24 protein-coding genes are annotated in these 24,963 nt (G+C 65.8%); 14 read left to right on the forward strand and 10 right to left on the reverse strand.

What is annotated here, in order from left to right:
- Positions 1 to 166 precede the first annotated feature (166 nt).
- Positions 167 to 1,324 (forward strand): ParB/RepB/Spo0J family partition protein, encoded by a 1,158-nt coding sequence (locus tag VGV37_RS25080; RefSeq protein WP_326882528.1) that lies wholly within the window; start codon positions 167 to 169, stop codon positions 1,322 to 1,324.
- A complete protein-coding gene (locus VGV37_RS25085; protein WP_326882529.1) occupies positions 1,325 to 2,302 on the forward strand; it encodes a hypothetical protein in 978 nt (325 codons plus the stop codon).
- Here VGV37_RS25085 and VGV37_RS25090 read toward each other — a convergent pair.
- Together VGV37_RS25090 and VGV37_RS25095 are read right to left on the reverse strand one after the other, a co-directional pair.
- On the reverse strand, positions 2,290 to 3,114 hold the full coding sequence (locus VGV37_RS25090; protein WP_326882530.1) for a DNA adenine methylase: 825 nt from the start codon (positions 3,112 to 3,114) through the stop codon (positions 2,290 to 2,292). The genes VGV37_RS25085 and VGV37_RS25090 overlap by 13 nt on opposite strands.
- Positions 3,115 to 3,464: 350 nt before the next feature.
- Positions 3,465 to 4,433 carry a 2-dehydropantoate 2-reductase gene (locus VGV37_RS25095; protein WP_326882531.1) on the reverse strand — a complete coding sequence of 323 codons (969 nt, stop codon included), beginning with the start codon at positions 4,431 to 4,433 and terminating at the stop codon, positions 3,465 to 3,467.
- 118 nt (positions 4,434 to 4,551) lie between these two features.
- Here VGV37_RS25095 and VGV37_RS25100 point away from each other — a divergent pair, with 118 nt between their 5' ends.
- Together VGV37_RS25100 and VGV37_RS25105 are read left to right on the forward strand one after the other, a co-directional pair.
- The gene (locus VGV37_RS25100) at positions 4,552 to 5,007 is read left to right on the forward strand and encodes a hypothetical protein (protein ID WP_414638094.1); all 456 of its coding nucleotides are present in this window, start codon (positions 4,552 to 4,554) and stop codon (positions 5,005 to 5,007) included.
- 212 nt (positions 5,008 to 5,219) lie between these two features.
- Positions 5,220 to 6,719 carry a DHA2 family efflux MFS transporter permease subunit gene (locus VGV37_RS25105; protein ID WP_326882532.1) on the forward strand — a complete coding sequence of 500 codons (1,500 nt, stop codon included), beginning with the start codon at positions 5,220 to 5,222 and terminating at the stop codon, positions 6,717 to 6,719.
- Here the strand turns inward: VGV37_RS25105 and VGV37_RS25110 are convergent.
- Positions 6,641 to 7,753 (reverse strand): YbfB/YjiJ family MFS transporter, encoded by a 1,113-nt coding sequence (locus VGV37_RS25110; RefSeq protein WP_326882533.1) that lies wholly within the window; start codon positions 7,751 to 7,753, stop codon positions 6,641 to 6,643. The genes VGV37_RS25105 and VGV37_RS25110 overlap by 79 nt on opposite strands.
- 225 nt (positions 7,754 to 7,978) lie before the next feature.
- Here VGV37_RS25110 and VGV37_RS25115 point away from each other — a divergent pair, with 225 nt between their 5' ends.
- Together VGV37_RS25115 and eutC are read left to right on the forward strand one after the other, a co-directional pair.
- A complete protein-coding gene (locus VGV37_RS25115) occupies positions 7,979 to 9,358 on the forward strand; it encodes an ethanolamine ammonia-lyase subunit EutB (protein WP_326882534.1) in 1,380 nt (459 codons plus the stop codon).
- Positions 9,355 to 10,107: an ethanolamine ammonia-lyase subunit EutC gene (gene eutC, locus VGV37_RS25120; protein WP_326882535.1), complete on the forward strand. Its 753-nt coding sequence runs from the start codon at positions 9,355 to 9,357 to the stop codon at positions 10,105 to 10,107. The genes VGV37_RS25115 and eutC overlap by 4 nt, the downstream gene beginning before the upstream one ends.
- Here the strand turns inward: eutC and VGV37_RS25125 are convergent.
- Positions 10,082 to 10,639, reverse strand: coding sequence for a phosphonate degradation HD-domain oxygenase (locus VGV37_RS25125; RefSeq protein ID WP_326882536.1), 558 nt, complete (start codon positions 10,637 to 10,639; stop codon positions 10,082 to 10,084). The two genes, eutC and VGV37_RS25125, sit on opposite strands and share 26 nt — an antisense overlap.
- A gap of 139 nt (positions 10,640 to 10,778) precedes the next feature.
- Here VGV37_RS25125 and gpmI point away from each other — a divergent pair, with 139 nt between their 5' ends.
- The 6 genes from gpmI to VGV37_RS25155 all read left to right on the forward strand — a co-directional run bounded on the left by gpmI (position 10,779) and on the right by VGV37_RS25155 (position 17,393).
- Positions 10,779 to 12,368 carry a 2,3-bisphosphoglycerate-independent phosphoglycerate mutase gene (gene gpmI / locus VGV37_RS25130; RefSeq protein WP_326882537.1) on the forward strand — a complete coding sequence of 530 codons (1,590 nt, stop codon included), beginning with the start codon at positions 10,779 to 10,781 and terminating at the stop codon, positions 12,366 to 12,368.
- Positions 12,355 to 13,671 carry a murein hydrolase activator EnvC family protein gene (locus VGV37_RS25135; protein ID WP_326882538.1) on the forward strand — a complete coding sequence of 439 codons (1,317 nt, stop codon included), beginning with the start codon at positions 12,355 to 12,357 and terminating at the stop codon, positions 13,669 to 13,671. Before gpmI ends, VGV37_RS25135 begins: the two co-directional genes overlap by 14 nt.
- Positions 13,668 to 15,026 carry a S41 family peptidase gene (locus VGV37_RS25140; RefSeq protein WP_326882539.1) on the forward strand — a complete coding sequence of 453 codons (1,359 nt, stop codon included), beginning with the start codon at positions 13,668 to 13,670 and terminating at the stop codon, positions 15,024 to 15,026. The genes VGV37_RS25135 and VGV37_RS25140 overlap by 4 nt, the downstream gene beginning before the upstream one ends.
- A 19-nt stretch (positions 15,027 to 15,045) precedes the next feature.
- A complete protein-coding gene (locus VGV37_RS25145; RefSeq protein WP_326882540.1) occupies positions 15,046 to 16,449 on the forward strand; it encodes a divergent polysaccharide deacetylase family protein in 1,404 nt (467 codons plus the stop codon).
- Between the two features lie 3 nt (positions 16,450 to 16,452).
- Complete coding sequence (locus VGV37_RS25150; protein WP_326882541.1) at positions 16,453 to 16,956, forward strand: RNA pyrophosphohydrolase; 504 nt, start codon at positions 16,453 to 16,455, stop codon at positions 16,954 to 16,956.
- Between the two features lie 95 nt (positions 16,957 to 17,051).
- The gene (locus VGV37_RS25155) at positions 17,052 to 17,393 is read left to right on the forward strand and encodes a type II toxin-antitoxin system RelE/ParE family toxin (RefSeq protein WP_326882542.1); all 342 of its coding nucleotides are present in this window, start codon (positions 17,052 to 17,054) and stop codon (positions 17,391 to 17,393) included.
- Here VGV37_RS25155 and VGV37_RS25160 read toward each other — a convergent pair.
- The 6 genes from VGV37_RS25160 to VGV37_RS25185 form a co-directional block, all read right to left on the reverse strand.
- Positions 17,377 to 18,204 (reverse strand): ferritin-like domain-containing protein, encoded by an 828-nt coding sequence (locus tag VGV37_RS25160; RefSeq protein ID WP_326882543.1) that lies wholly within the window; start codon positions 18,202 to 18,204, stop codon positions 17,377 to 17,379. The genes VGV37_RS25155 and VGV37_RS25160 overlap by 17 nt on opposite strands.
- Positions 18,205 to 18,354: 150 nt before the next feature.
- Positions 18,355 to 18,798, reverse strand: coding sequence for an ATP synthase F1 subunit epsilon (gene atpC / locus VGV37_RS25165; protein ID WP_326882544.1), 444 nt, complete (start codon positions 18,796 to 18,798; stop codon positions 18,355 to 18,357).
- A 71-nt stretch (positions 18,799 to 18,869) separates the two neighbouring features.
- Positions 18,870 to 20,294, reverse strand: a complete 1,425-nt coding sequence (gene atpD, locus VGV37_RS25170) for a F0F1 ATP synthase subunit beta (protein WP_326882545.1) — start codon at positions 20,292 to 20,294, stop codon at positions 18,870 to 18,872.
- A gap of 29 nt (positions 20,295 to 20,323) precedes the next feature.
- Positions 20,324 to 21,211, reverse strand: coding sequence for a F0F1 ATP synthase subunit gamma (locus tag VGV37_RS25175; protein WP_326882547.1), 888 nt, complete (start codon positions 21,209 to 21,211; stop codon positions 20,324 to 20,326).
- Positions 21,212 to 21,243: 32 nt separating this feature from the next.
- The gene (gene atpA, locus VGV37_RS25180) at positions 21,244 to 22,773 is read right to left on the reverse strand and encodes a F0F1 ATP synthase subunit alpha (RefSeq protein WP_326882548.1); all 1,530 of its coding nucleotides are present in this window, start codon (positions 22,771 to 22,773) and stop codon (positions 21,244 to 21,246) included.
- 2 nt (positions 22,774 to 22,775) lie between these two features.
- The gene (locus VGV37_RS25185) at positions 22,776 to 23,333 is read right to left on the reverse strand and encodes a F0F1 ATP synthase subunit delta (RefSeq protein ID WP_326882549.1); all 558 of its coding nucleotides are present in this window, start codon (positions 23,331 to 23,333) and stop codon (positions 22,776 to 22,778) included.
- A 230-nt stretch (positions 23,334 to 23,563) separates the two neighbouring features.
- Here VGV37_RS25185 and VGV37_RS25190 point away from each other — a divergent pair, with 230 nt between their 5' ends.
- Positions 23,564 to 24,037 (forward strand): tRNA (cytidine(34)-2'-O)-methyltransferase, encoded by a 474-nt coding sequence (locus tag VGV37_RS25190; protein ID WP_326882550.1) that lies wholly within the window; start codon positions 23,564 to 23,566, stop codon positions 24,035 to 24,037.
- Positions 24,034 to 24,903 (forward strand): oxygen-dependent coproporphyrinogen oxidase, encoded by an 870-nt coding sequence (hemF, locus tag VGV37_RS25195; protein ID WP_326882551.1) that lies wholly within the window; start codon positions 24,034 to 24,036, stop codon positions 24,901 to 24,903. Before VGV37_RS25190 ends, hemF begins: the two co-directional genes overlap by 4 nt.
- The last annotated feature ends 60 nt before the right edge of the window (positions 24,904 to 24,963 follow it).

Here is a 24,963-nt window from a genome sequence, read left to right on the forward strand (position 1 = left end):
CAGACAAAACGCGGACAGGCATTGCTAGGATTGTATGCTAAAGCAATTAGTTGCTAAATTCTATGCGGTGTGACACACGAATCGCGCTGGGTCTAATGGACTCTGCTATTCGCCATGGGGCGGCGTGGATGATATTCTGCGCTAAATCAGTCTATGAGGGCTTCACATGGGTGACGGCACTGTTCGCTTTCCTCCTCTCGGTCAGGCGGAAATGGTGCCGGTTGAACTCCTTGACTTCGACGAGAACAATCCTCGCTTCACGCCAGACAAACGGCCCTCCGACTCGGGTGATAGCGCGGTCGTCTCCATGCTTGCGACATCAGCGGACCTGTCGGAACTTATTCAGTCCATATCGACCAGCGGCTATATCAACATCGAGCCATTGATCGTTATTGAGCGCAACGGTCGCCTCACGGTGCTGGAGGGCAATCGACGTCTTGCGGCCGTCAAGGCCCTGCGTGATCCAGAACTGGCCAGGGCGGCGCGTATCTCCACCCCACCAATGGAATCAGCACAGCGCGAAACGCTGAACGAGCTATTGTCCTATCGCGTAGCCACCGAGGATGAAGCGCGAGACTTGATTGGCTTCAAGCATATTAATGGCCCACAATCTTGGGATGCCTTCGCAAAGGCTCGCTTTGCTGCACGATGGCTGAACGACGAGCACCGTAAGAGGGACGCCGGCCAACAGTACTTGACGCTGCAACAGATCGCCAGTCGAATGGGCGACCAACACATGACCATACACAGGATGGTCGTCGCTCTCTATGTGTTAGATCAAGCCGATCGGAACCATCTCTACGATATCAACGATCGAAAAAAGAAATCCTTCAGCTTCTCTCACCTTTACACGGGGCTTTCTTACGAGGAATTTACCCACTACCTGGGTGTGGATCGACCCGACCGCACCGCTGATCCGAATAGCAATCCAGTCCCTCCGCAGAAGTTCGATGAGCTGCGCAAATTGCTAACTTGGCTCTATGGTTCCAAGGAACGTGACATGGAGCCCGTGGTCAGAAGTCAGAACCCCGACCTTGGGCGACTGCGCGAGGTTCTGGCCTCGCCAGCAGCGATCAGCATCTTGGCCGAACGCAATAACCTTGATGAGGCGATTATCACTGCCACGCCGGTGGACGTCCGATTCCAGAGGCATCTGATCGCCGCAAACGCGGAACTGCAACATGCGGTCTCGACCTTGGAGGGGTTCGATCCCCAAGCCCAGCCTGAGTTGCAAAGGATCGCTGACTCGACAGTAAAGCGCGCAAATATTGTCAAATTTCACATTGATGCGGCGATCTCCAGCATCGCGGCGAACAAGCCGTAAATGATCAATCCGATTGATCCCCCCACGCTCGCCTTAGAGATCGACGATCTCGTCGATTGGCTGGAACTGACCGCACTGTTTAACGCGTTCGGTCTCGCGAGACTCGACGACCTACTTGGTTCGCTGTCGGAGCTGGAAGAAACGGCCGAAGACAATATCGGAGAACACGACCGGCAACGCGAGCAGCTTATCGAGCGGATAGAAAACGAGGTTGAGAAGCGGCGATACATGCTCGGTGAGGCCTATCCCTTCGAACTTACTGCCTCCGGGGAAGAACTTCTTCGCGATGACAACTGGCGTGACTACAAGTTTGCGTTCTACCTCATATGCTTGGTCACGGCCCATGTGACCGGTTCGGCAATCCTTCGTAGACCACCGGTTGGTGAACTGCTGATACGACTGAGAAACGATGCGTTCCAAATCATCGCGACCTTAGGACTGGCGGGCCTGTCGGAGGGGCCGGCCTTTAGCGTTGGCTGGCCTCGGAAAAATGGGGAGACCATCGTCCAACTTCTCACCCGGGCGGCCGCGGCGGGAGGTGGATTCAGCGCCAGAAATCCTCCCGGCCCTTACGTATCACCCCACGAAAAAGATGGTGGCGTCGACGTTATCGCCTGGAAGGCTGAACGCATGCCGCCGCCTACGGCGTTTTATTTTGGACAGACGGCAAGCGGGAAGAACTGGCCAGACAAGCCTGTGGCTGAATATGCGCGCGTCTTCGCAAAAGCCTACATGATTGATCACATGACAGGAAACCTTGTCTACGTCACCGTCATCCCTTATCGGGTAGTGAATGAAGCATTCTGGAATACCCAGCACCTGTTTCACATGGCCATTCTCGATCGGTTACGGCTCCCGCTGCGCGCCTGGCAAGGGGCGCAACTGGCCGCGCAAGGCGTGCTGATCGATGATGCCGACCGTCTCGGCGATCTTATCCAGTGGCTTGAAGACTTTGTTACCTACGCTCAAGCCGCGTGATCGTTGATCAGGACTTCGCGTTCTTTGCGTTTTTTCTGCAGGCTGTACGTGACTGCAAGGTCGTTTATAGTCTGCTGGCTGTAGAGGCTGCGGATTAGCGGGTGATCGTCATAGGTCAGTATCCAGTGCGGGAGCATACCGTCCTGAAGCATGTCGCTGAGCGCGATATGTTTACCCTCGTTCATAGCGTTCAGATAGAGGCGACCGCCGGCCTTGACGTAAGGGGGGTCGACGAAGAAGAGAGTCTGGTTGATCGGCAGGCGGCTGGGCGACCTAGAGAGGAAGGTGAGGGCGTCTTCCTGAGTCAGTTCGATACGGTTTTTCATCGACCCCAACCAGCGAACGCGCTCGGCTAGGGCGTCACGGTTGAAGCGAGCATCGATCTTCCAATTCCCCCGCTGATCATAGCCGCCGATCGGCCCGGCCCCGATCACGATGCCCGAGCGGCTCGTCCTGTTGAGGAAGAAGGTCGCAAAACCCAGGTCAAAGCTGGCCCCGCTGCCGCTTTCTACGATCCGGCGAGACGCGTGCCAAGTTTCAAGGTCGACAGGCGTTTCGAGGATCGCTTCTGCGAAACGATCAGGCTCTTCGAGAATGGATTTCCACGCCGAGTAGACCTTCGGATCGGCGTCGTTGAGGTGGATTTGATCGACGGCGTCCAACTTCAGAAGGATCACCGCTGCGCCAGCTCCGCCGCAGAACGGCTCGGCATAGTAACGCGGCCGAGATGGAAGAGATTCCATGCGGCCGAGCAGATACTTGTACAAAAATGCCTTACCGCCTGGATAGCGGAATGGCGAGATCGAGCGCATGGTCGGTATATCGTCTGCCAATGCGCTCACTGTCTTTGCCTCATCAACCTATTATAGACGCGTCCGCATCGTTATTGAAGCGCAGATCTCCGATTTTGCCTAATATCACTGGAGATTGGTTCGCGTCGATAATCATGTATCTCGAGCACCTTTATCTGGAGTGATCTAGGATGCCCGTGTCTGTTCCACCTTTAAAAGTATTAATCGCCCAGCGGTAGGCCGCGCAACTCGATTCCTGCGCGGTAAGTTCTCGATCGTAGCATATCCGGCCTCGGTCCATCCAAGCCGCAGCGGTACGTCCTGTTTGCAGCCAACTCACTCCAGATCGGACCATCCGCTTCAATTGATGCTTATCCCCCAAGCTTGATCCGCGTCAGCGCCCACAGGCTCTCGATCGTCGGCACCGGCACTTGGCGCCGCCTCGCCAGCTCGATCACCGCCGTCACGATCGGGCCCAGTTCGAGCGGGCGGCCCGCTTCGTAGTCCTGCAGCATCGAGGTCTTGTGGCGCGGCGCCGTGACGCCCTTGGCCAGTTCGGCGTCGACGTCGTCGGCGATCTCGATGCCCCAGGCGTGGGCGACAGCCAGGCATTCGCGCATCAGGCGGGCAAGGGTGCCCAGCAACGCCGGCTCGGCGCGGATCTCGCCCATGGTGCGGCCGGTCAGCACGCTGACCGTGCCCGAGGCGTTGTTGAGCAGCAGCTTCGACCAGACCTCGTCGCGAATCCGGTCGGTCTGGTTGCACGCGATGCCGGACTGGTCGATCGCCTGGACGATCGCGGCCAGCGCGTCGCCGTGTTCGCCGGCCCGGGGTGCGCCCAGATGCAGGCGCAGGCGGCCGGCGTGGTGCGCCACCCCGGGTTCGGTGATCGAGGCCGGGATGTTGATGACGCAGCCGATGGCGCGCTCCGGCCCCAGCGCGCGCCAGACCGCTCCGCCGGGATCGACCGTGTCGAACGGCGTATCGGCCTCCGGCCCGTCCGCCCCGTAGAAATACCACCACGGCACGCCGTTCTGGGCCGAGACGACGAGTGTGCCGGGTCCGAGCAGCGGCGCCAGCCGGGGCGCCAGGGCGGGCAGGGCGTGCGCCTTCACGGTGATGATGATCGCGTCCTGGGGTCCCAGCGCCTGGGGATCGTCGCTGGCCAGCGGCCGGCTCGCCATGCGCTTGTCGCCGGACAGAACGAGCAGGCCGCGCTCCCGGATCGCGCCCAGATGCGGGCCGCGGGCCAGCAGGCTGACCTCATGCTGGCCATGCTCCAGCAGATAGCCGGCGATGACGCTGCCGACCGCTCCGGCACCCACGATGGCGATACGCATTCTATCCCCTCTCCTCGAAGCAGGCCTGCCGCGACAATTAATTACACGATGCCCCCTCGCTGAGGGCAAGCGGACTTCCCAAATGCAGTGTGTAGACTTGCCGCAGGGAGTCAGTGCCGTGATGATCAAATCTCTCGTTTTCGCCGCGATGGCCGGGGTTTTGGCATTGGCGGCTCCGGCTGCCCATGCCGACGGCGGACATGGCGGGGGTGGCGGCTTTCACGGTGGTGGCGGCGGCTTTCACGATGGCGGTGGTTTCCACGGCGGCGGCTTCCACGGCGGTGGCTGGGGTCGCGGCGGCTGGGGCGGCAACGTGTTCATCGGCGGCTATGGTCTCAGCCCCTGGAGCTACGGCTACGATCCCTATTACTATTATCCGCCGCCGGTGGCTTATGCGCCGCCGGTCGCCTATGCGCCCCCATCCGTCGCTTATGCGCCGCCGCCGACGGCACCGGCCTATGACCAGTCCTTCTGCCGCAATTACCAGACCACGGTCGTGGTCGACGGCGTGACCCAGCCCTCCGGCGGCGTCGCCTGCCGCCAGCAGGACGGGACCTGGCGCATCGTTCAATAGCATCGCGATCCCACGATCGGGACATCGGGAGCCGGCTCACGGGATGGGGCCGGCTCCTTGCATTTCGTGCTGCGGCGATCCGCAGCAGGCCGACATGGCTGCCCGGACGAGTTTGGCAGACTGATCCGTCGCGAAATGCTTAGAATGCTCTCCATATCGCACGATGCCCGCATCGCCGCGGCCCCCGGGGCGGCGGCCAGTCCCGAGTTCCCATGATCGATCCGCCGCGCAATCCCCTCCCGCCGGTTTATCGGACCGCGACCGATCCCAAGCTGCGGCTGCTGATCCCGCTGGTCGTGGCCTGCGCGCTGTTCATGGAAAATCTCGATTCCACGATCATCGCCACCTCCATCCCCCAGATCGCCCGCAGCCTGGGTGAAAGCCCGCTGCATCTCAATCTGGCGGTGACGAGCTACCTGCTGAGCCTCGCCGTCTTCATCCCGATCAGCGGCTGGGTGGCCGACCGGTTCGGCGCGCGCAACGTGTTTTGCGGCGCCATCGTGATGTTCACGGTCGGCTCCGCGCTGTGCGGCCTGTCGACCAGCCTCGCCATGCTGGTGGCGACACGGATCCTGCAAGGGTTCGGCGGCGCCATGATGACGCCGGTCGGCCGGCTGATCCTGCTGCGCTCCTTTCCCAAGGAGGCGCTGGTCCAGGCGATGACCTACGTGACCATTCCGGCGCTGATCGGCCCGACCATGGGTCCGCTGGTCGGCGGGTTCCTCACGACCTATGCCTCGTGGCGCTGGATCTTCTACATCAACATCCCGATCGGGCTGGTCGGCATCTATCTGGCCATGCGCTACATCGAAGACGCCAAGATGCCGACGCCGCCGCGTTTCGATTTCGCGGGCTTCGTCATCTGCGGCGCCGCACTCGCCTCGACCGAGCTGGTGCTGGAAAGCGCCGGCCGGCAGCTGGTGCCGCTGTGGGGCGAGATCGCGCTGGTCGCGATCGCGATCGGCGGCATGGCGCTCTATCGCCGGCACGCGCGGCGCACGCCCAATCCGGCAGTCGATCTCAAGATCTTCCGACTGCGCAGTTTCCGCCTGTCGGTCCTGGCCGGCGGCGTCTGCCGCATGGGCCTGAGCGCCGTGCCGTTCCTGTTGCCGCTCCAGCTGCAACTGGGTTTCGGCATGACGGCGATGCAGTCGGGCGCCATCACCTTCGTCAGCAGTCTCGGCGCCATGCTGATGAAATCGGCCTCGCCGCCGATCCTGCGCCGCTTCGGCTTCCGCAAGCTGCTGATCGGCAACGGCGTGCTGGTCGGCTTCGTGATCACCGGCATGGCGGCCTTCACCGACGCGACGCCGCACGTCCTGCTCTATTGCTACTTGCTGCTGTTCGGCTTCATGCGCTCGGTCCAGTTCACCTGCCTCAACACGCTCGGCTATGCCGACGTGCCGCCGGACATGATGAGCCGCGCCACCAGCGTATCGAGCGTGGGCCAGCAGCTGGCGATGAGCTTCGGCGTCGCGATCGGCGCCACCCTGCTGGGGCTGCTGGTCGGCGAAGGCGGCACGGTGACCGCGGCCGAATTCACCATCGTCTATCCATTGATCGCGATCCTGCCGACGTTCGCGTCTCTGTTCTTCACACGGTTGCTGCCGAGCGACGGCATGCAGGTCAGCGGCTATCGGCCCCGCGCCGAAATCCAGGCCCAGGCGGCGAGCGCCAGCCCGACCGTTTCGAGCAACGCGCCGGCGCCGTAGATCGGTGGATAGGAGCGGGTGGCCGCGAAGGCGCTGCTCATGCCCAGCCCGCCCGCGGCCTGGGCGGCGCTGAACCCGAGGGTCGCCAGGCCCCAGGCCTTGCCATGGGACTGCCGATCGACCAGCTCGTGCAGCCGCGCCGAAATCAGCGACGCCAAGCCGGGCGACAACGCGCCGACCAGGAAGGCCGAAAGCGTCAAGGCCAGGGGCGCCGACGTGACGATCGCGAGCGCCACCGCCACGGCCTTGACGAAAAACGCCAGGACGAGCGAGCGGCCCAGCCCCAGCCGGTCGGCCAGGACGCCGACCAGGATCGGCCCGACCATGGCGCCGATGCCGAATCCCAGCCAGCTGACGGTCCCCCAGGTCGGACCCAGCCCCAGGTCGCGGGCGACATAATCGACCCAGAAGATCGTATGCGGCACGAAGCCGGCACCATCGCAGGCATAGGCGAAGACGATCAGCAGGATCGTCGGGCCGAACCGTCCTGAGGCACCGCTCGGCAGTGGATCGGCCAAGGCGCGCGGGCCTTCGTGCCAGGCGCGCCAAGATCCAGCCGTCGCGATCAGCGCGAGCCCGGCAAGCGCGAACCAGACATAGCGCACGCTGCGGTCGGCCAGCGGCGCGATTGCGGCGCTGGCGAGGATCACGCCCAGGCCCACGCCGGTCATGATGACGCCGGCCGCCCGTCCGCGCGCGCCGGCCTCGACGCGGCTCAGCATCAGCGAGGCGCCCAGGATCATCAGCACCGCCCCCGTCACGCCGGCGACCAGGCGCCAGAAGGCGAGCCAGGCAAAGCCCAGCGGGGTCGCGCAGGCGAGAAAGCTGACGAAGGTCAACACCAGCGCGCCGCGCACCGCCCGGCCGGGTCCGACCCGCGCGCCGATGCGATAGGCAAGCGCGGCACCCAGGAAATAGCCGGTGAGGTTGGCGGCACCGGCATAATTGCCGGCGATCGGGCCGATGCCGTCCTGGATCAGGAACGGCACGATCGGGGTATAGGCAAAGCGCCCGAGCCCGACGCCGACGAACACCGCGGCAAAGCCGGGCAGGGCGGCGGCGAGCCAGGATGACGGACGCCCAGAAGAGGGGTGGATCTCGGATGCTCCCGTGCAACCAATCGTGCCCCTGAGCCTCGACGCGGGCGGGCTCGAAAGTCAACGCGCTTGGCGCGCTCCGTCGGCCGACGCGAAGCATTTGCCGTCCGTCCGATTTGCGGTCACGCTCGCGGCTTGGCATTTACCGTAAGGGAGGCGCGCTTGGCCTATCGCGCGACGGTCGCCGGAACCGTCCATCGCTTCGACGATCTGAAAAGCCTGATGGCGCGCGCGACGCCGCTGCGTTCGGGCGACGTGCTGGCCGGCGTCGCGGCCGGCAGCGCCGCCGAGCGGGTCGCGGCCCAGATGGCGCTGGCCGACCTGCCGCTCGCCCGTTTCCTCGACGAGGCGGTGGTGCCGTACGAGGCCGATGCCGTGACGCGGCTGATCCTGGATACGCATGACGCCGCCGCCTTCGCTCCGGTCGCCGCCCTGACCGTCGGTGGCTTTCGCGACTGGCTGCTGCAGGATGCGACCGACGGCGCGGTGCTGGCGGCACTGGCGCCGGGATTGACGCCGGAGATGGCGGCCGCCGTGTCGAAGATCATGCGCGCGCAGGACCTGATCCTGGTCGCGTCCAAGATCGAGGTCGTCACCCGGTTTCGCAACACGATCGGTCTCAAGGGGCGGTTCTCGACCCGGCTGCAGCCGAATCATCCGACCGATGATCCCGCCGGCATCGCGGCCTCCCTGCTCGACGGCCTGGCGAACGGCGCCGGCGACGCGGTCATCGGCATCAACCCGGCCTCCGATACGGTCGGGCGGGTCGGCGAGATCCTGCGGCTGATCGACGATGTCCGTCAGCGCTACGACATCCCGACGCAATCCTGCGTGCTGGCCCATGTCACGACCCAGATGGCGGCGCTCGAGGCCGGCGCGCCCGTCGACCTGATGTTCCAGTCGATCGCCGGCACCGAGGCGGCGAACAGCGCGTTCGGCATCGACCTGGGCCTGCTCGCCGAGGCGCGGGCGGCGACATTGGCGCTCGGTCGCGGCACGGTCGGCGACAATGTGATGTATTTCGAGACCGGCCAGGGCTCGGCGCTGTCGTCCGGCACCCACCGCGGCTGCGACCAGCAGACGATCGAGGCGCGGGCCTATGGCGTGGCGCGGGCATTCGAGCCGCTGCTGGTCAATTCGGTCGTGGGGTTCATCGGCCCGGAATATCTCTATGACGGCAAGCAAATCATCCGGGCCGGGCTGGAGGATCACTTCTGTGCCAAGCTGCTCGGCCTGCCGATGGGCTGCGACGTCTGCTACACCAACCATGCCGAGGCCGACCAGGACGACATGGACATGCTGCTGACCCTGCTCGCGGCAGCCGGCTGCACCTTCGTCATGGGCGTGCCCGGCGCCGACGACGTGATGCTGAATTACCAGAGCACCTCGTTCCATGATGCGCTCTATGTCCGCGCGCTGACCGGCAAGCCGCCGGCGCCGGAATTCGAGGATTGGCTGATCCGGATGGGCGTGTTCGACCGGGCGGACCGGCGCGCCGGCACCCTTCTGCCGGCCGGCCTCGCGCTGCTGGCCGGCACATGACCAGCCCGACCCGCGATCCCTGGGCGAAACTGCGCCAGGCGACGCCGGCGCGTATCGGCCTGGGCCATGCCGGGCCGGGGCAGCCGACCCGCGCGCTGCTGGCGTTCCAGGCCGCCCACGCCGCCGCGCGCGACGCGGTGCTGACCCGCCCGGATTTCGACGGCCTGGAAACGCGCCTGGCCGCGCTCCTGCCGGTGCGGCGGGTCGCCAGCCAGGCGGCCGACCGGGCGACCTATCTGACGCGGCCCGATCTCGGGCGACGCCTGTCCGATGCCTCGGCCGCGGCATTGGCGGGCGAGAAGACGGGGGCGGATTTGCTGATCATCGTCGGCGATGGGCTGTCGGCCGCCGCGATCGAGCGCCAGGCCGTGCCGGTGGTGGCAGCGCTGATCGCGCGGTTGCCGGGCTGGCGGCTGGCGCCCCTGCTGCTGGCCGAGGGCGCGCGCGTGGCATTGGGCGATGCCGCAGCGGCGATCCTCGACCCCACGCTCGTGCTGATGTTGATCGGCGAACGTCCGGGCCTGAGCTCGCCCGACTCGCTCGGCGCCTACCTCACCTGGCGGCCGCGCCCGGGCACGGTCGATGCCGCGCGCAATTGCGTCTCGAACATCCACGGCGCCGGCTTGACACCCGACGCCGCTGCCCAGCGGCTCGCCTGGCTGTTGACCGAGGCGCGCGCGCTGAACCTGACCGGCGTCGGGCTGAAGGACGCCGCACCCGCGCTCAGCGCGCCGGATGGGCCGCCATGACCTCGATGATCATGGTGCGATAGGCGTCGACCGGCTTGGTCTCGAGCCCGACGATCTTGGCCTGGTCGTCCCAGCGGCGCAGGCGGACCGCGTCCTGCGCCTGGGGCAGGTTCGCGAACGCCTCGGCCTCGTCCGGTCCGAAGATGCCGCCCTGCAGCTCCAGGCTCTGCTTGGAGGCTGGCGACAGGTCTTGCCAATAGCCCTTGTCGATGGCGCACAGATAGCGCTTGGCCGGGACATGCAGCCGCACGGGCTCGACCACGGCCGGCCCGAACAGGCGGGCCAGATGGGTGGCACCGATCGCCTCGTGCCGGGCGTCGATGCCGCGCTCGGCGATGTCCTCTCCGCCGGTATGGATCAGGTGGCCGACGTCGTGCAGCAGGGCTGCGACGACCAGCGCCGGATCGGCGTTTTCCGCTTCGGCCAGTGCCGCGCTCTGCAGCGCATGCTCGGCCTGGGTGACGCGTTCGCCGAAATAGCCGTCGCCGCCATGGCGGGCGAACAGCGCGATCAGGGCATCGGCATCGGACATGGGACGGCTCCGGGCTTGTGGCGTTGACCGATGTATAGCCGGGCGCGATGACGTTTTTTCGGCAACGTCCGGGACACTACCGCGCGTCCGGTGCATGAGATAGTCTCCGCCACCGATCGATCCCAGGGAAGCCCCACCCGTGACTGAAAAGCCCTCGCCCGCCATCCGCCCCGTCGTCCTGTGCATCCTCGACGGCTGGGGCTACCTGCCGAACGGCGCCTCGAACTCGATCCGGCTCGCGCATACGCCGAACTGGAACCGGCTGACCGAGCATGCGCCGCACGGTACGATCGAGGCGAGCGAGCATAATGTCGGCCTGCCGGACGGGCAGATGGGCAATTCCGAGGTCGGGCACATGAACCTGGGTGCCGGCCGCGTCGTGATGCAGGAGCTGCCGCGCATCGACAAGGCGATCAAGGATGGTTCGCTGGCCAGGGAACCGGCGATCGGCAAGTTCATCGCGACGCTGAAGCAGACCGGCGGCACGGCGCACCTGCTGGGCCTGATGTCACCTGGCGGCGTGCACGCCCACCAGCGCCACATCGCGGCCCTCGCCCGCATCCTGGCCGACGCCGGGATCAAGGTGGCCGTCCATGCCTTCCTCGACGGCCGCGACACGCCGCCCAGGAGCGCCGGCGAATATCTGAAGACGTTTCAGCACGACATCGAGGGCGAGAATGGCATCGCCGTCGCGACCATCGTCGGCCGGTTCTACGCCATGGACCGCGACAATCGCTGGGACCGGGTCGAGACCGCCTACCACGCGCTCGTCTCGGCCAAGGGCACCAAGGCGGACGATGCGGTGCAGGCGGTCGAGGCTTCCCACGCGGCCGACGTGACCGACGAGTTCGTGAAGCCGGTCGTGATCGGCGATTATGTCGGTATGAAGGACGGCGACGGCATCTTCATGGCGAACTACCGTTCCGATCGGGCGCGCGAGATCCTGTCGGCGCTGCTCGATCCCAACTTCGACAAGTTCGACCGTGGCACGCCGACCAAGTTCGCCGCGGCACTGGGCATGGTCGATTATTCGACCGAGCTGAAGAAGCTGCTGGATACCGTGTTCCCGCCGGACGGCCTGGAGAACACTTTCGGCGAGATCGTGTCCCGTGCCGGCTGGAAGCAGCTGCGCATCGCCGAGACGGAAAAATATGCCCACGTCACCTTCTTCTTCAACGGCGGGCGGGAAGAGCTATTCGAGGGCGAGGAACGCATCCTGGTGCCGTCGCCCAAGGTCGCGACCTACGACCTGAAGCCCGAGATGTCGGCGTTCGAGGTGACCGACAAGCTGGTCGACGCGATCCGTGGCGGCAAGTTCGACGTGGTCGTGGTGAATTACGCCAATGCCGACATGGTCGGGCATTCCGGCAACATCGAGGCGGCGAAGAAGGCGGTCGAGGCGGTCGATACCTGCCTCGGGCGCTTGGCCGAGGCCGTGACCCAGGCCAAGGGCACGCTGCTGATCACCGCCGACCACGGCAACGTCGAGCAGATGACCGATCCGGTGACCGGACAGCCGCACACGGCCCATACCACCAATCCGGTGCCGCTGGTGCTGATCAACGGCCCCGCCTGGGTCGAGGCGATCGCGCCGCACCACGGCAAGCTCGCCGATATCGCGCCCACCCTGCTGGCGCTGCTCGGCCTGCCCCAGCCCAGGGAAATGACCGGGCAATCGCTGCTCGTGCCGCCGGTGGCCCCGGCTGCCGCCGCCGTTGGCCGGGGCTAGACCGCTCGGGCTCGGGGTGCTGGCGCTCCTGCTCTCGGGCGCACCGGCCGCGGCCCAGACCGCTCCCGACCAGAAGCTGAAGGCGGTCGAGCAGAAGCTCGAAGCCGGCAAGCAGCAGAGCGAGCAGCTCGACAAGCAGGCGGCTGCCTTGGCAGCCGAGCGTGCCCGCCTGCAGGACGCCTCCGTCTCCGCCGCGAAAAGCGCCCAGGACTACGAGGAACGCCTGACCGAGTTGGAAGGCCAGTTGAAGACGCTCGATACCCAGGCCGCCGCGAAGCAGACGGCGCTGGCCGCCGACCAGGAGCGCGAGGCCGGCTTATTGTCGGCGCTCGAGAAACTGTCGCAGAACCCGCCCGAGGCAATGCTGTTCGGGCCGGCCTCGCCGGTCGATCAGGTGCGTGGCGCCATGCTGCTGGCGGCGGCGGTGCCGCAGCTCGAAGCCTCGGCCAGGGAACTGCAGGCGACGCTCGTCGAGGTGAAGCGGCTCAAGGCGGAAATGTCCGCCAAGCGCACGGAAATGGCGCAGAAGCAGACGGCACTCGATGCGGAGCGGACGCGGATCGGCCTCGTGATCCGCCAGAAGGCGGCGCTCGAAGGCCAGGCGCGCGAGGCGCAGGGCCAGACCCAGAAGAAGCTCGCGGCGCTGGGCACCGAAGCGAGCGACCTTAAGGACCTGATCCAGCGGCTGGAGCGCGAGCGGCAGGAGCGGGCGGAGGCGGAGCGCAAGCGCGCCGAGGAAGCGCGGCAAAAAACCGAGCGCGAGGCAGCCGCCAAGGCCGAAGCACGGCGCAAACTGGCCGAACTCGCCCCCCGCGACACTATGACCGAAAGTGCTGCGATCGCGGTCGCACCCCCGGAACGGGCTAAGGGGACAGACCCGCTGGCGCCGCGATCCGGCGGGCGGAAACTCGAGCCGGGCAAGTATGCCGTTCCCGTGGCGGGCGAGATCGTCAAGCGCTTCGGTGAAAGCGATGGTTTCCAGGATACCAAGGGCCTGACCATCCGGACCCGGGCCTCGGCCCAGGTCGTCGCGCCGTTCGAGGGCCAGATCATGTTCGCCGGCCCCTTCAAGGGCTACGGCCAAATCTTGATCATCGATCACGGCGGGGGATATCATTCGCTCTTGGCTGGAATCGATCAGATCGAAGCGACGGTGGGTCAAAGGGTTGTAGCGGGCGAGCCGGTTGGTGTGATGAAATCCGGCGATCCCAATCCGAGCCTCTATCTCGAATTGCGGCGACAAGGTCAGCCTATCAACCCGCTGCCGTGGCTGGTGGCACGCGATGGAAAAGTGAGTGGATGATGCGGCGACTTTCTTTGGCGGCCGGGGCCGCGCTCTTCGTCCTTCTTGAGCCGGCCGGCGCCGCGCCGCCGACCCAGGCCGGGAACGCCGACACGTTCAAGGCGCTCAACCTGTTCGCGGAAGTGTTCGACCGGGTGCGGTCGGACTATGTCGAGCCGGTCAAGGATGACGAGCTGGTCGAGAATGCCATCAGCGGGATGCTCACCTCGCTCGATCCGCATTCCAGCTACATGAACGCCAAGGCCTACAAGGACATGCAGGTCGATACCCACGGCGAGTTCGGGGGGCTTGGCCTCGAGGTCGTGCAGGACCAGGGGCTGGTCAAGGTCATCTCGCCGATCGACGATACGCCCAGCGCCAAGGCCGGCATCAAGGCCGGCGACTACATCGTGGCGCTCGACGGCGATCCGATCGTCAACCTGTCGCTGAACGAAGCGGTCGAGAAGATGCGCGGCGCGCCGGGCACGACGATCAAGATCACGCTGCGCCGCGAGGGCGAGCCGAAGCCGATCGATCTCACGTTGACCCGCGCCATCATCAAGGTTGCCTCCGTGCGCGGCCATCTGGAGCGCGAAAACATCGCCTATCTCCGGATCTCGAGCTTCAAGGAGCAGACGTCGACCGAGCTCGAGGACACGTTCAAGAAGCTGAAGACCCAGGCCGGCAAGCTGACCGGCGTCGTGCTCGACCTGCGCAACGATCCGGGCGGGTTGCTCGACCAGGCCATCGCCGTGTCGGACGATTTCCTCGATCGCGGCGAAATCGTCTCGACGCGCGGCCGCCGGCCGGAAGACGTGCAGCGCTACAATGCCCATCCGGGCGAAATGACCAACGGCCTGCCGGTCGTGATCCTGATCAACGGCGGTACGGCATCCGCGTCGGAGATCGTCGCCGGCGCCCTGCAGGACCATCATCGTGCCGTGGTGCTGGGCACGAAGTCGTTCGGCAAGGGCTCGGTGCAGACCATCATCCCCGTGCTGGGGCAAGGCGCGATGCGCCTCACCACCGCGCGCTACTTCACGCCGTCGGGCCGGTCGATCCAGGCCAAGGGCATCGAGCCGGATATCCTGGTGGAACCCGCCAAGATCGAGAAGATCGGTGGCGCCGAGCGCCTGCACGAGGCCGATCTGAAGGGCGCGTTGAAGAACCCCGACGATGCATCCAAGGCGGCCGCCACCAAGATCTCGGCCACGTCGAAGGATCCGGCCGCGGCGAAGGATCCGGACGCCGCCCCGCCGATGCCGGGCGACGTGGTCGATCCGACGGCCTCGGCCAAGGCGGACGATTATCAGCTGAGCCGGGCGCTCGATCTGTTGAAGGGTGTGTCGCTGTTCAACACCCGGGCGGTGGACTGAGCCTCGGGACCGCCTGACCATGGTGGAGCGCAGGCTGTCGCCGGACGAGGAACCGATGGACCCCGGCCCGCGCCGGATGCTGCCCCTTGCCATTGCGGCCGGAGGTGTCGTCTTGGTGCTGGCCGGCGGCGCGCTCTGGCTGACGCTCAGCGGACCGCTGCCTGATCGCGGCGTCGCCGTTGCGCTGCCGGCGGCCCCCAAGGCGGTCGAAGCCCCGGCTGAGGAGTCGCCCGCTCCTGCTCCCGATTCCCAGCAGCAGGCGGCGGCACCTGAAGCTCCAGGGCCCGCGCCGGAACCGCCGGCAGCGAAGGTCGAGGCACCACCACCCGTTCCCGCCGCCAGGACGCCGGTGGCAAACGCCGACACGCCACAGTCTCTGTTGCCGCCGCCGGCCGCGCCGGGCAGCGTGCCCGCACCGGCGCCTGGCTACACCAAGGGACAGGCGCTGGCGCCCGCGCCCGACGTCGACCTGATCGAGCGGGTCGCCACGGGCTATCTGCCGGTGATCGGCCGTGACGGACGGCTGCCCTGGCAGGTCTATGCCCGGCCGTTCGATCTCGCCGACAAGCGTCCGCGCGTCGCCTTGATCATCAGCTCGCTCGGCATGTCGGCGACGCAGACCGATGCTGCGATCAATCATCTGCCGGCCGGCGTGACTCTGGCCTACCACCCTTATGCGCGCAAGCTGGGCGAATGGATCAACCTGTCCCGTGCTGCGGGGCATGAGGTCATGCTGACTCTGCCGATGGAGCCGGTCGATTACCCGCGCAACGATGCGGGTCCGAACGGGTTGCTGACGGCGCTCGAACCGGCCAAGAACATGGAACGGTTCAACTGGGTATTGAGCCAGGGCACCGGCTATGTCGGCCTCGTCGGCTACGAGGGCTCGCGCTTCACCACCGCGCGCGACGACATCATGCCCATGCTCGACTCGATGAAGAAACGCGGGCTGCTCTATGTCGACAACCGCGAGACCGCACAGACGGCGATCCCCGCACTGGCGGCCGAGCTGAAGCTGCCCTTCGCATCGTCCAATCGTGCGATCGACAAGGACGCCACCCGCGCCGGCGTCGATAAGAGGCTTGCCGAGCTCGAGGATATCGCGCGCCGCAACGGGGCGGCGGTCGGGATCGGCTCGCCCTTTCCGGTCACGTTCGAACGGGTGTCCGCCTGGGCCCAGGGGCTCGAGGATCGCGGCATGGTGCTGGCGCCGGTCTCGGCAGTGATCGGCAAGACCAAGGAGCAGGTGCCGCAGAAGGGCGATGCGCCGGGCGCCAACAAGGATGTCGAAAACGCGGGCGGTGCCGCAGCCCCTGCCGCCAAAGAGGGTGCTCCTGCATCGAAGGAGGCGGCCCCGCCGTCGAAAGAGGCCCCCGCGGCTGGCGCCAAGCCGCATGCAGCCCCTGCCAAGGCACAGGAATAATCCATGTCCGTGACATTGCCGTTCGTGCCGGAACCGGGGCCGGAATACCGGCACAACGTCGGCCTGATGCTGCTGAACGGCCAGGGTCGGGTCTGGGTCGGCCGTCGAACCGACTCCGATCTCGATGCCTGGCAGATGCCCCAGGGCGGCATCGACAAGGGCGAGCGTCCCGCCGAGGCGGCGCTGCGCGAACTGGAGGAGGAGATCGGCACGGCCAAGGCCGAGATCCTGTTCGAGAGCGACGGTTGGGTGACCTACGACCTGCCGCCGGAGCTGCGCGCCAAGGTATGGGGCGGCAAATGGCGCGGCCAGGCCCAGCGCTGGTTCGCGCTCCGTTTCACCGGCACCGACGCGGACATCGACATTGCGACGAAACACCCGGAGTTCGGCGCCTGGCGCTGGGCAGAGCGGTCGCAATTGCCCGGCCTGATCGTGCCGTTCAAGCGACCGGTCTACGAAGCGGTGCTGGCGGCGTTCGAGCCGAAGCTGAAAGCGATCGGGCTCTGACGTTGCCTTGCATGCGGCCGACGGACAAATCTGCAATCGATACCTACCTTATCGATAGGTAATACCTTGTAGCGGCGCGGCCCTTGGCGACGTCGGTGAAGATCGATGACGATCTCAAGGGGTCGTGTTCAAATCAGCGGGCTGCGAGGCGCGCCGATCAAACCATAGAACGGCAGCTGGCTATCCTGGAAACGACACCGGAGATTGGTCGTCCCTATACGGATTTCCCGGAATTTCGTGGGCTCATCATTGAATTCGGCAACTCGGGCTATGATGCGCTTTACCGTTGCGACCTCGCCGTCGATGCAGTTTACATACTGGCTTTCGCCATCACCGAAATGCCGGTTACTGACCAGCTTCGCTTAGGTAAAACGGCCGCCCAGGGGGCGGCCGTTCGCATATGTTCGACGGTGTCGGCGATCAGGCGGCCGCGATAGTGCCGTAGCGTGAGAAGCGCTTGGCGCGGGTGCGCATGGTGAACCAGGCGAAGCGGGAGGCGATCCGGTTCAGCTTGCCGTTGGGCGGCAGCCCAACCGCCTTCAGCACCATCGCGATGCCACGTTCCACGTGGTGCTGGCGATAGACCGAATAGGCCCGGCCGATATAGGCGCGGGTCCAGCGTTGCCGGTCATAGGGCTCGTCCGCATGGTTGGCGGCATAATAGGCGTAGGCGAGCTCGTCGTCCTCGGACTCGCGGATGCGACCGACCGCGATGCCGAGGCGACCCCAGAAGCCTAGCCCGTCGCGCTCCAGGTAGGTCTTGAGGCTCGAATAGAACAGCTTGTAATGGCGCAGCTCGTCGGCGGCGATCTTCTTGCAGATGTCCTTCAGCACCGGCTCGTCGGTGATGTCGGCGAGCGCGGTGTAGTAGGAGCTGGTGCCGGTCTCGACGATGCAGCGGGCGATCAGCTCGCCGGCGCGCGAGCCGCGGATCGACGCGTCGACCTGGGTTTCCAGATGATAGCCGGTGGTGAAGCGCTTGAACGCCGCGTCGAAGTCGAATGACGGATCGGCGAGCTTGGCCCAGCGGGCCAGAACCTCGCCATGTTGTACCTCTTCGCCGCCCCAACGGCGAACGTCGGCCTGCAGCGCGGCATCATCATCGAACACGTTACATAAATACTTCACATATTCGTGCCCATTATATTCGACGAGGCTGGCTGCCTTGACGATCCGGACGAGTTCGGGATCCACCTTGGCGGTATCGAACTCCTTCCAGGGTACGTCGTCCAAGGTCCAGTGCGACATCAACTCACCTAATCTGTGGTCTGCGACTCGCTCGCAGCTTACGCATGATCGCGATTATATGCCATCAGCGGCGTCGTTCCGTAAGCCCCTGAAAACATGACGGCCGGCCTCGCGACAACAAGGCCGGCCGTGCGATGGTTCCTCCAGGGCTCAATGGCGTACGGAAGCGTCCACGGCCTGGTGCTTTGCGGTCGCAACCGCGAGCTGCCGCTCTGCGGCCTTGAACCGCAGCTTGTCGGTATCATTGCCCTTTTCTGCGACGGCGAGCGCCTCGCCATAGCGGGTCGTCGCCGCGGCCAGTTCCGCCTCGACGGCGCCCCGATCGAGCGACGATACGGTCACGGCCTCGTCCGCCAGCACCGTGCAGCGCTCCGGAGTCACTTCGGCGAAGCCGCCGGCGATGAAGATGCGCTCGGCGATGGTGCTGCCCTCATACACCTCGATCGTTCCCGGGCGAACCGAGGAGATCAGGGGCGCGTGGCCGGGCAGCACGCCGAAATTGCCCTCGGCACCCGGAATGACGACCATCTCGACGGCCTCGGACAGGAGGATCTTCTCCGGTGAGACCAGTTCGAACTTAACCTTCTCGGCCATACGTCAGGGACCTTTCACCTGGCATCCCATCCCGTCGCCGGGAAGGATGCCGAACTCTATCTCGAACCGGATCAGGCCGCTTCGGCGGCGAGCTTGCGGCCCTTTTCCTGGGCTTCTTCGATCGTGCCGACCATGTAGAAGGCCGCTTCCGGCAGGTCGTCGTACTTGCCTTCGACGATGCCCTTGAAGCCCTTGATGGTGTCTTCCAGCTTCACGAACACGCCGGGGGTGCCCGTGAACACTTCGGCGACATGGAACGGCTGCGACAGGAAGCGCTCGATCTTGCGGGCGCGCGACACGACCAGCTTGTCGTCTTCCGACAGTTCGTCCATGCCCAGGATGGCGATGATGTCCTGCAGCGACTTATACTGCTGCAGCACGCGCTGGACCGACCGCGCCGTCTCGTAATGCTCGTCGCCGATGACCCGCGGGTCGAGCATGCGCGAGGTCGAGTCGAGCGGATCGACCGCCGGGAAGATGGCCTTTTCCGCGATCGAGCGCGACAGCACCGTCGTCGCGTCCAAATGGGCAAACGAGGTGGCCGGCGCCGGATCGGTCAGATCGTCGGCGGGCACGTAAATCGCCTGCACCGAGGTGATCGAGCCCTTCTTGGTCGAGGTGATGCGTTCCTGCAGCGCGCCCATGTCGGTCGACAAGGTCGGCTGATAGCCCACCGCCGACGGGATACGGCCCAGCAGCGCCGACACTTCCGAACCGGCTTGCGTGAAGCGGAAGATGTTGTCGACGAAGAACAGCACGTCCTGGCCTTCCTCGTCGCGGAAATATTCGGCAATGGTGAGGCCCGACAGCGCGACGCGCGAGCGGGCGCCCGGCGGCTCGTTCATCTGACCATAGACCAGCGCCACCTTGGAGCCCGGGCCGTCGGTCTTGATGATGCCGCCTTCGATCATCTCGTGATAGAGGTCATTGCCCTCGCGGGTCCGCTCGCCGACGCCGGCGAACACGGAGTAACCGCCGTGGTTCATGGCGACGTTGTTGATCAGCTCCATGATCGTCACGGTCTTGCCGACGCCGGCGCCGCCGAACAGGCCGATCTTGCCGCCCTTGGCGTAGGGCGCCAGCAGGTCGACGACCTTGATGCCGGTGACCAGGATCTCGGCTTCGGTCGACTGGTCGACGAAGTCGGGGGCCGAACGGTGGATCGGCAGGGAGCGCGTGGCCCCGACCGGACCGCGCTCGTCGACCGGCTCGCCGATGACGTTCAGGATGCGGCCCAGCGTCTCCGGGCCGACCGGCATCATGATCGGGCCGCCGGTGTCGGACACCTTGGTGCCGCGTACCAGGCCGTCGGTCGTGTCCATGGCGATGGTGCGGACGGTGCTTTCGCCCAGATGCTGGGCGACCTCGAGGATGAGGTTGCGGTCCGCGATATCGACCTTGAGCGCATTCTGGATCGCCGGCAGCACGCCGTCGAACTGCACGTCGACGACGGCACCGATGACCTGGGTGATCGTCCCCACACTGGTATTGGCCATGACTTCTTTTCCTTAAGCGAGACGAGCCTCTAGAGCGCTTCCGCGCCCGAGATGATCTCGATGAGTTCCTTCGTGATGGTGGCTTGGCGCGTGCGGTTATAAACCAGCGTCAGGCCCTTGATCATGTCGCCGGCGTTGCGCGTCGCGTTGTCCATGGCGGTCATGCGCGAGCCGTGCTCGCTGGCCGCGTTCTCCAACAGCGCCGTGAAGATCTGGATGCCCACGTTGTTCGGCAGCAGCTCGGCGAGGATCTCTTCCTCGCTGGGCTCGAATTCGTAGATGGCACCCGCGACCTCGTCCGCCGGGTCCGCGGCGGCGACCGGCGCGCCGAACGGGATCAGCTGCTGAACCGTCACGATCTGCGAGATGGCCGACTTGAACTTGGCGAAGATGATCGTCGCGACGTCGAATTCGCCGGCCGTGAAGCGGGTCAGCACCGCCTCGGAAACGCTCTTGGCTTCCGAGAAATGCACGCCCTTGCGGCCGATGTCGGTCACGCTGTCGATCAGCAGCTTGGGGAATTCGCGCTTGATCGCATCGCGGCCCTTGCGGCCGATCGTCATGATCTTGACGGTCTTGCCCTCGGCCTGCAGCGCGCGGATCTGCCGACGGGCCTCGCGCAGGATGACGGCGTTGAAGCCGCCTGCGAGACCGCGGTCGGAGGTCGCGATGATCACGAGATGCGTGTCCGACTTGCCGGTGCCCGCCAACAGCGGCGGGGCGGTCGGCAGGCCGGCCATGGATTGCGCCAGCGAGGCCAGCATCCGCTCCATGCGCACGGCATAGGGGCGCGAGGCTTCGGCCGCGTCCTGCGCCCTCTTGAGGCGCGAGGCCGCGACCACCTTCATGGCGGACGTGATCTTCCGCGTCGACTGGACGCTTCGGATACGATTCCGCAGGTCCTTTAAGCTCGCCATCGGCTAGGTCCTTGTCCTGATCGAGCCTGTGCTCAGACGAAGCTCTTGAGGAAGGACTCGATGAATGCCTTCAGCTTCTCTTGCGTGTCGGGCTTCAACTCGCGATCCTTGCGGATGGCTTCCAGAATGTCGCCGCCGCGGGCGCGAAGATCGGCCAGCAGAGCCACTTCGCAGCGGTTGATGTCCTTGACCTCGACCTTGTCGAGCAGGCCGCGGACGCCGGCGAAAATGGAGGCGACCTGCTCTTCGACCGGCAGCGGCGCGAACTGGGCCTGCTTCAAGAGCTCGGTCAGGCGCGCGCCACGAGCCAGCAGGCGCTGGGTCGAGGCGTCGAGGTCGGACGCGAACTGCGAGAAGGCGGCCATTTCGCGATACTGGGCCAGATCGAGCTTGATCGTGCCGGCAACCTGCTTCATCGCCTTGATCTGGGCGGCGGATCCCACGCGCGACACCGACAGGCCGACGTTGATGGCCGGGCGGATGCCCTTATAGAACAGCTCGGTCTCGAGGAAGATCTGGCCGTCGGTGATCGAGATCACGTTGGTCGGAATATAGGCCGAGACGTCGCCAGCCTGGGTCTCGATGACCGGCAGTGCCGTGAGCGATCCGGCGCCATTGGCGTCGTTCAGCTTGGCCGCACGCTCGAGCAGGCGCGAATGGACATAGAACACGTCGCCCGGATAGGCCTCGCGGCCCGGCGGACGGCGCAGCAACAGGGACATCTGGCGATAGGCCACGGCCTGCTTCGACAGATCATCATAAATGATCAGGCCGTGCATGCCGTTGTCGCGGAAGAACTCGCCCATGGCGCAGCCCGTGTAGGGCGCCAGGAACTGCAGCGGTGCCGGCTCGGACGCGGTCGCGGCGACGACGATCGAATATTCGAGCGCGCCATAGTCGGAGAGCGTCTTGACGAACTGGGCGACCGTCGAGCGCTTCTGGCCGATGGCGACATAGACGCAATAGAGCTTCTTCGACTCGTCGGTGCCGGCGTTGATCGACTTCTGATTCAGGATCGTGTCGAGCGCCACGGCGGTCTTGCCGGTCTGGCGATCGCCGATGATCAGCTCACGCTGGCCGCGCCCGATCGGAACCAGGCTGTCGATGGCCTTGAGGCCGGTCTGCATCGGCTCGTGCACAGACTTGCGCGGAATGATGCCCGGCGCCTTCACTTCGACACGCTGCATCTTGACGTCGGTCAGCGGGCCCTTGCCGTCGATCGGGTTACCGAGGCCATCGACCACGCGGCCGAGGAGGCCACGGCCGACCGGCACTTCGACGATGGCGCCGGTGCGCTTGACCGTGTCGCCTTCCTTGATGCCGCGATCTTCGCCGAAGATCACGCAGCCGACGTTGTCGGTCTCGAGATTGAGCGCCATGCCTTTGACGCCGCCCGGGAATTCCACCATCTCGCCGGCCTGGACCTTGTCCAGCCCGTAGATGCGCGCGATGCCGTCACCGACCGACAGAACCTGACCGACTTCGGCCACGTCCGCTTCGGTGCCGAAATTGGCGATCTGTTCCTTGAGGATGGCGGAAATTTCCGCAGCCCGGATTTCCATTCTTAGATCCCTCTCATGGCAAGCTGCAGGCGCGTGAGCTTGGTGCGCAGCGAGCCGTCGACCATACGCGACCCGACCTTGACGACCAGCCCGCCGATGATTGCGGGATCGACCCGCACATCGACAGCGACCTTGGACCCGATGGCCCGATTAAGTTGTTCGTTGATGGCGCTCAGCTGACCGTCGGTCAGCGCCTGCGCCGCGGTCACCTCGGCCGTCACTTCGCCGCGGCGCGCCGCGAGCAGGCCGAGGAAGCCCCTGATGATGCCGGTCAGCGCGAACAGCCGGCGGTTCTGCGCGACCACGCTCACGAAATTGCGTACGGTCGTGCCGAACGCCGCCTTTTCGGTCAGCGCCGCCATGGCACGGGCCTGGGCGTCCCGGCTCAGGACCGGGCTGCGGATCAGGCGCGCCAGCTCGGGGCTGTCCTCGATCATCTGGCGAAGCTGGATGAGGTCGCCCGCGACCGCGTCGAGGGCCTGCTGCTGATCGGCGAGATCGAACAGAGCGGTGGCGTAACGGCCAGCCAGTCCGGATACGCCTGTCGCTTCGGATGCCACGTGAGCTGTACCTTCGATATTACCGGGAGACAGGGACCGGGATCCCCGCGATTTCATGGTTTCCGAACGGGCATGAAAGCCGCGCAAAGATGGCCTGGCGGGCCCTTGTCCGTCCGGAAGCCGTGCGGCAATAGCATATGGCCGGCGAGGGCGCAACATTGGCTCGGGCGTTAATGTCGCAGGTCTGCCGCTCTCGACATGAAGGGGTTGCGCCCGGCACGATGGCCGGCATGCGCCTTGCCCTTTTCGAACCCGACATCGCCCAGAACGCGGGTACCATGATGCGCCTCGCCGCCTGCCTCGGACTGTCGGTCGATCTCATCGAACCCTGCGGCTTCATCGGCGACGCCAAGTTCCGCCGGTCGGCGATGGACTACCTGGATCGGCTGGATCTGGTCCGCCATCGCTCCTGGGCGGCATTCCAGGCGACGCGGCTGGAACGGCCCGCGCCCGGCCGGCTCATCCTGCTGACGACCCGGGGCGCCGAGCGCCATGTGGACGCGCGTTTCATGCCGGACGACACGCTGCTGGTCGGCCGCGAGAGCGCCGGCGTGCCCGATGCGGTGCATAGGGCGGCCGACCTGCGCCTGCGTATCCCCATGCAGCCGGGCCTGCGCTCGATCAATGTGGCGCTCGCCGCCGCCATGGTGGTAGGCGAGGCGCTGCGCCAGACCGATCTCTTTGCCGAAGGACCCGCGTCATGACTGCCGCCCCGATCGACCCGTCCCCGCGCCGCGCGGAGGCCCGCGCCTGGTTCGAGGAATTGCGCGACCGGCTGTGCGCCGCGTTCGAGGCGATCGAGGACGAGTATGTCGCACACACCGGCGACGGTCCGGCCGGCCGTTTCGAGCGCAAGCCCTGGACGCGCCCGGCCGGCGAGGAAGGCGGCGGCGGGGTGATCTCGCTGATGCATGGCCGCGTGTTCGAAAAGGTCGGCGTCAACGTCTCGACCGTCCACGGCGAGTTCTCGGAAGAGTTTCGCGGCCAGATCGCCGGGGCGTCGGAGGATCCGCGCTTCTGGGCCAGCGGCGTGTCGCTCGTCGCCCACATGCGTTCGCCCAAGGTGCCGGCCGCCCACCTGAACACGCGCCATATCGCGACCACGCTCGCCTGGTTCGGCGGCGGCGGCGACCTGACGCCGATGGTGCCGAACGAGGACGATACCGCGGCCTTTCACGAGGCCTTCCGGCGCGCCTGCGACGCGCATGACCCGGCCTACTATCCGAAGTTCAAGGAATGGTGCGACCGCTATTTCTATCTGCCGCACCGCCAGGAGCCGCGCGGCGTCGGCGGCATCTTCTACGACAACCTCAAGACCGGCGATTGGGATCAGGACTTCGCCTTCACCCGCGACGTCGGCCTGGCCTTCCTCGAATCCTATCCGAAGATCATCCGTCGCCACATGTTCGAACCCTGGACCGACGAGGACCGGCGCCACCAGCTCGTCCGGCGCGGCCGCTACGTCGAATTCAACCTGCTCTACGACCGCGGCACGACCTTCGGCCTCAAGACCGGCGGCAACGTCGAGGCGATCCTGATGTCGCTGCCCCCGGAAGTCGCCTGGCCGTGACGGAAGCGGTTGACGGGAAGGCTCGCGATCCGGCATCCCTCGTGCGCCCGTTCTCCGGTC

The organism is Aliidongia sp., assembly GCF_035943795.1.
Classification (GTDB): Bacteria; Pseudomonadota; Alphaproteobacteria; order ATCC43930; family CGMCC-115725; genus Aliidongia.

Bases quoted from the DNA above. Each gene is read 5' to 3' on its own strand.
- VGV37_RS25080 (WP_326882528.1), top strand. From the start codon at position 167: ATGGGTGACGGCACTGTTCGCTTTCCTCCTCTCGGTCAGGCGGAAATG.
- VGV37_RS25085 (WP_326882529.1), top strand. From the start codon at position 1,325: ATGATCAATCCGATTGATCCCCCCACGCTCGCCTTAGAGATCGACGAT.
- VGV37_RS25090 (WP_326882530.1), bottom strand. From the start codon at position 3,114: ATGCGCTCGATCTCGCCATTCCGCTATCCAGGCGGTAAGGCATTTTTG.
- VGV37_RS25095 (WP_326882531.1), bottom strand. From the start codon at position 4,433: ATGCGTATCGCCATCGTGGGTGCCGGAGCGGTCGGCAGCGTCATCGCC.
- VGV37_RS25105 (WP_326882532.1), top strand. From the start codon at position 5,220: ATGATCGATCCGCCGCGCAATCCCCTCCCGCCGGTTTATCGGACCGCG.
- eutC (WP_326882535.1), top strand. From the start codon at position 9,355: ATGACCAGCCCGACCCGCGATCCCTGGGCGAAACTGCGCCAGGCGACG.
- VGV37_RS25125 (WP_326882536.1), bottom strand. From the start codon at position 10,639: ATGTCCGATGCCGATGCCCTGATCGCGCTGTTCGCCCGCCATGGCGGC.
- VGV37_RS25140 (WP_326882539.1), top strand. From the start codon at position 13,668: ATGATGCGGCGACTTTCTTTGGCGGCCGGGGCCGCGCTCTTCGTCCTT.
- VGV37_RS25145 (WP_326882540.1), top strand. From the start codon at position 15,046: ATGGTGGAGCGCAGGCTGTCGCCGGACGAGGAACCGATGGACCCCGGC.
- VGV37_RS25150 (WP_326882541.1), top strand. From the start codon at position 16,453: ATGTCCGTGACATTGCCGTTCGTGCCGGAACCGGGGCCGGAATACCGG.
- VGV37_RS25160 (WP_326882543.1), bottom strand. From the start codon at position 18,204: ATGTCGCACTGGACCTTGGACGACGTACCCTGGAAGGAGTTCGATACC.
- atpC (WP_326882544.1), bottom strand. From the start codon at position 18,798: ATGGCCGAGAAGGTTAAGTTCGAACTGGTCTCACCGGAGAAGATCCTC.
- atpD (WP_326882545.1), bottom strand. From the start codon at position 20,294: ATGGCCAATACCAGTGTGGGGACGATCACCCAGGTCATCGGTGCCGTC.
- VGV37_RS25175 (WP_326882547.1), bottom strand. From the start codon at position 21,211: ATGGCGAGCTTAAAGGACCTGCGGAATCGTATCCGAAGCGTCCAGTCG.
- atpA (WP_326882548.1), bottom strand. From the start codon at position 22,773: ATGGAAATCCGGGCTGCGGAAATTTCCGCCATCCTCAAGGAACAGATC.
- VGV37_RS25190 (WP_326882550.1), top strand. From the start codon at position 23,564: ATGCGCCTTGCCCTTTTCGAACCCGACATCGCCCAGAACGCGGGTACC.
- hemF (WP_326882551.1), top strand. From the start codon at position 24,034: ATGACTGCCGCCCCGATCGACCCGTCCCCGCGCCGCGCGGAGGCCCGC.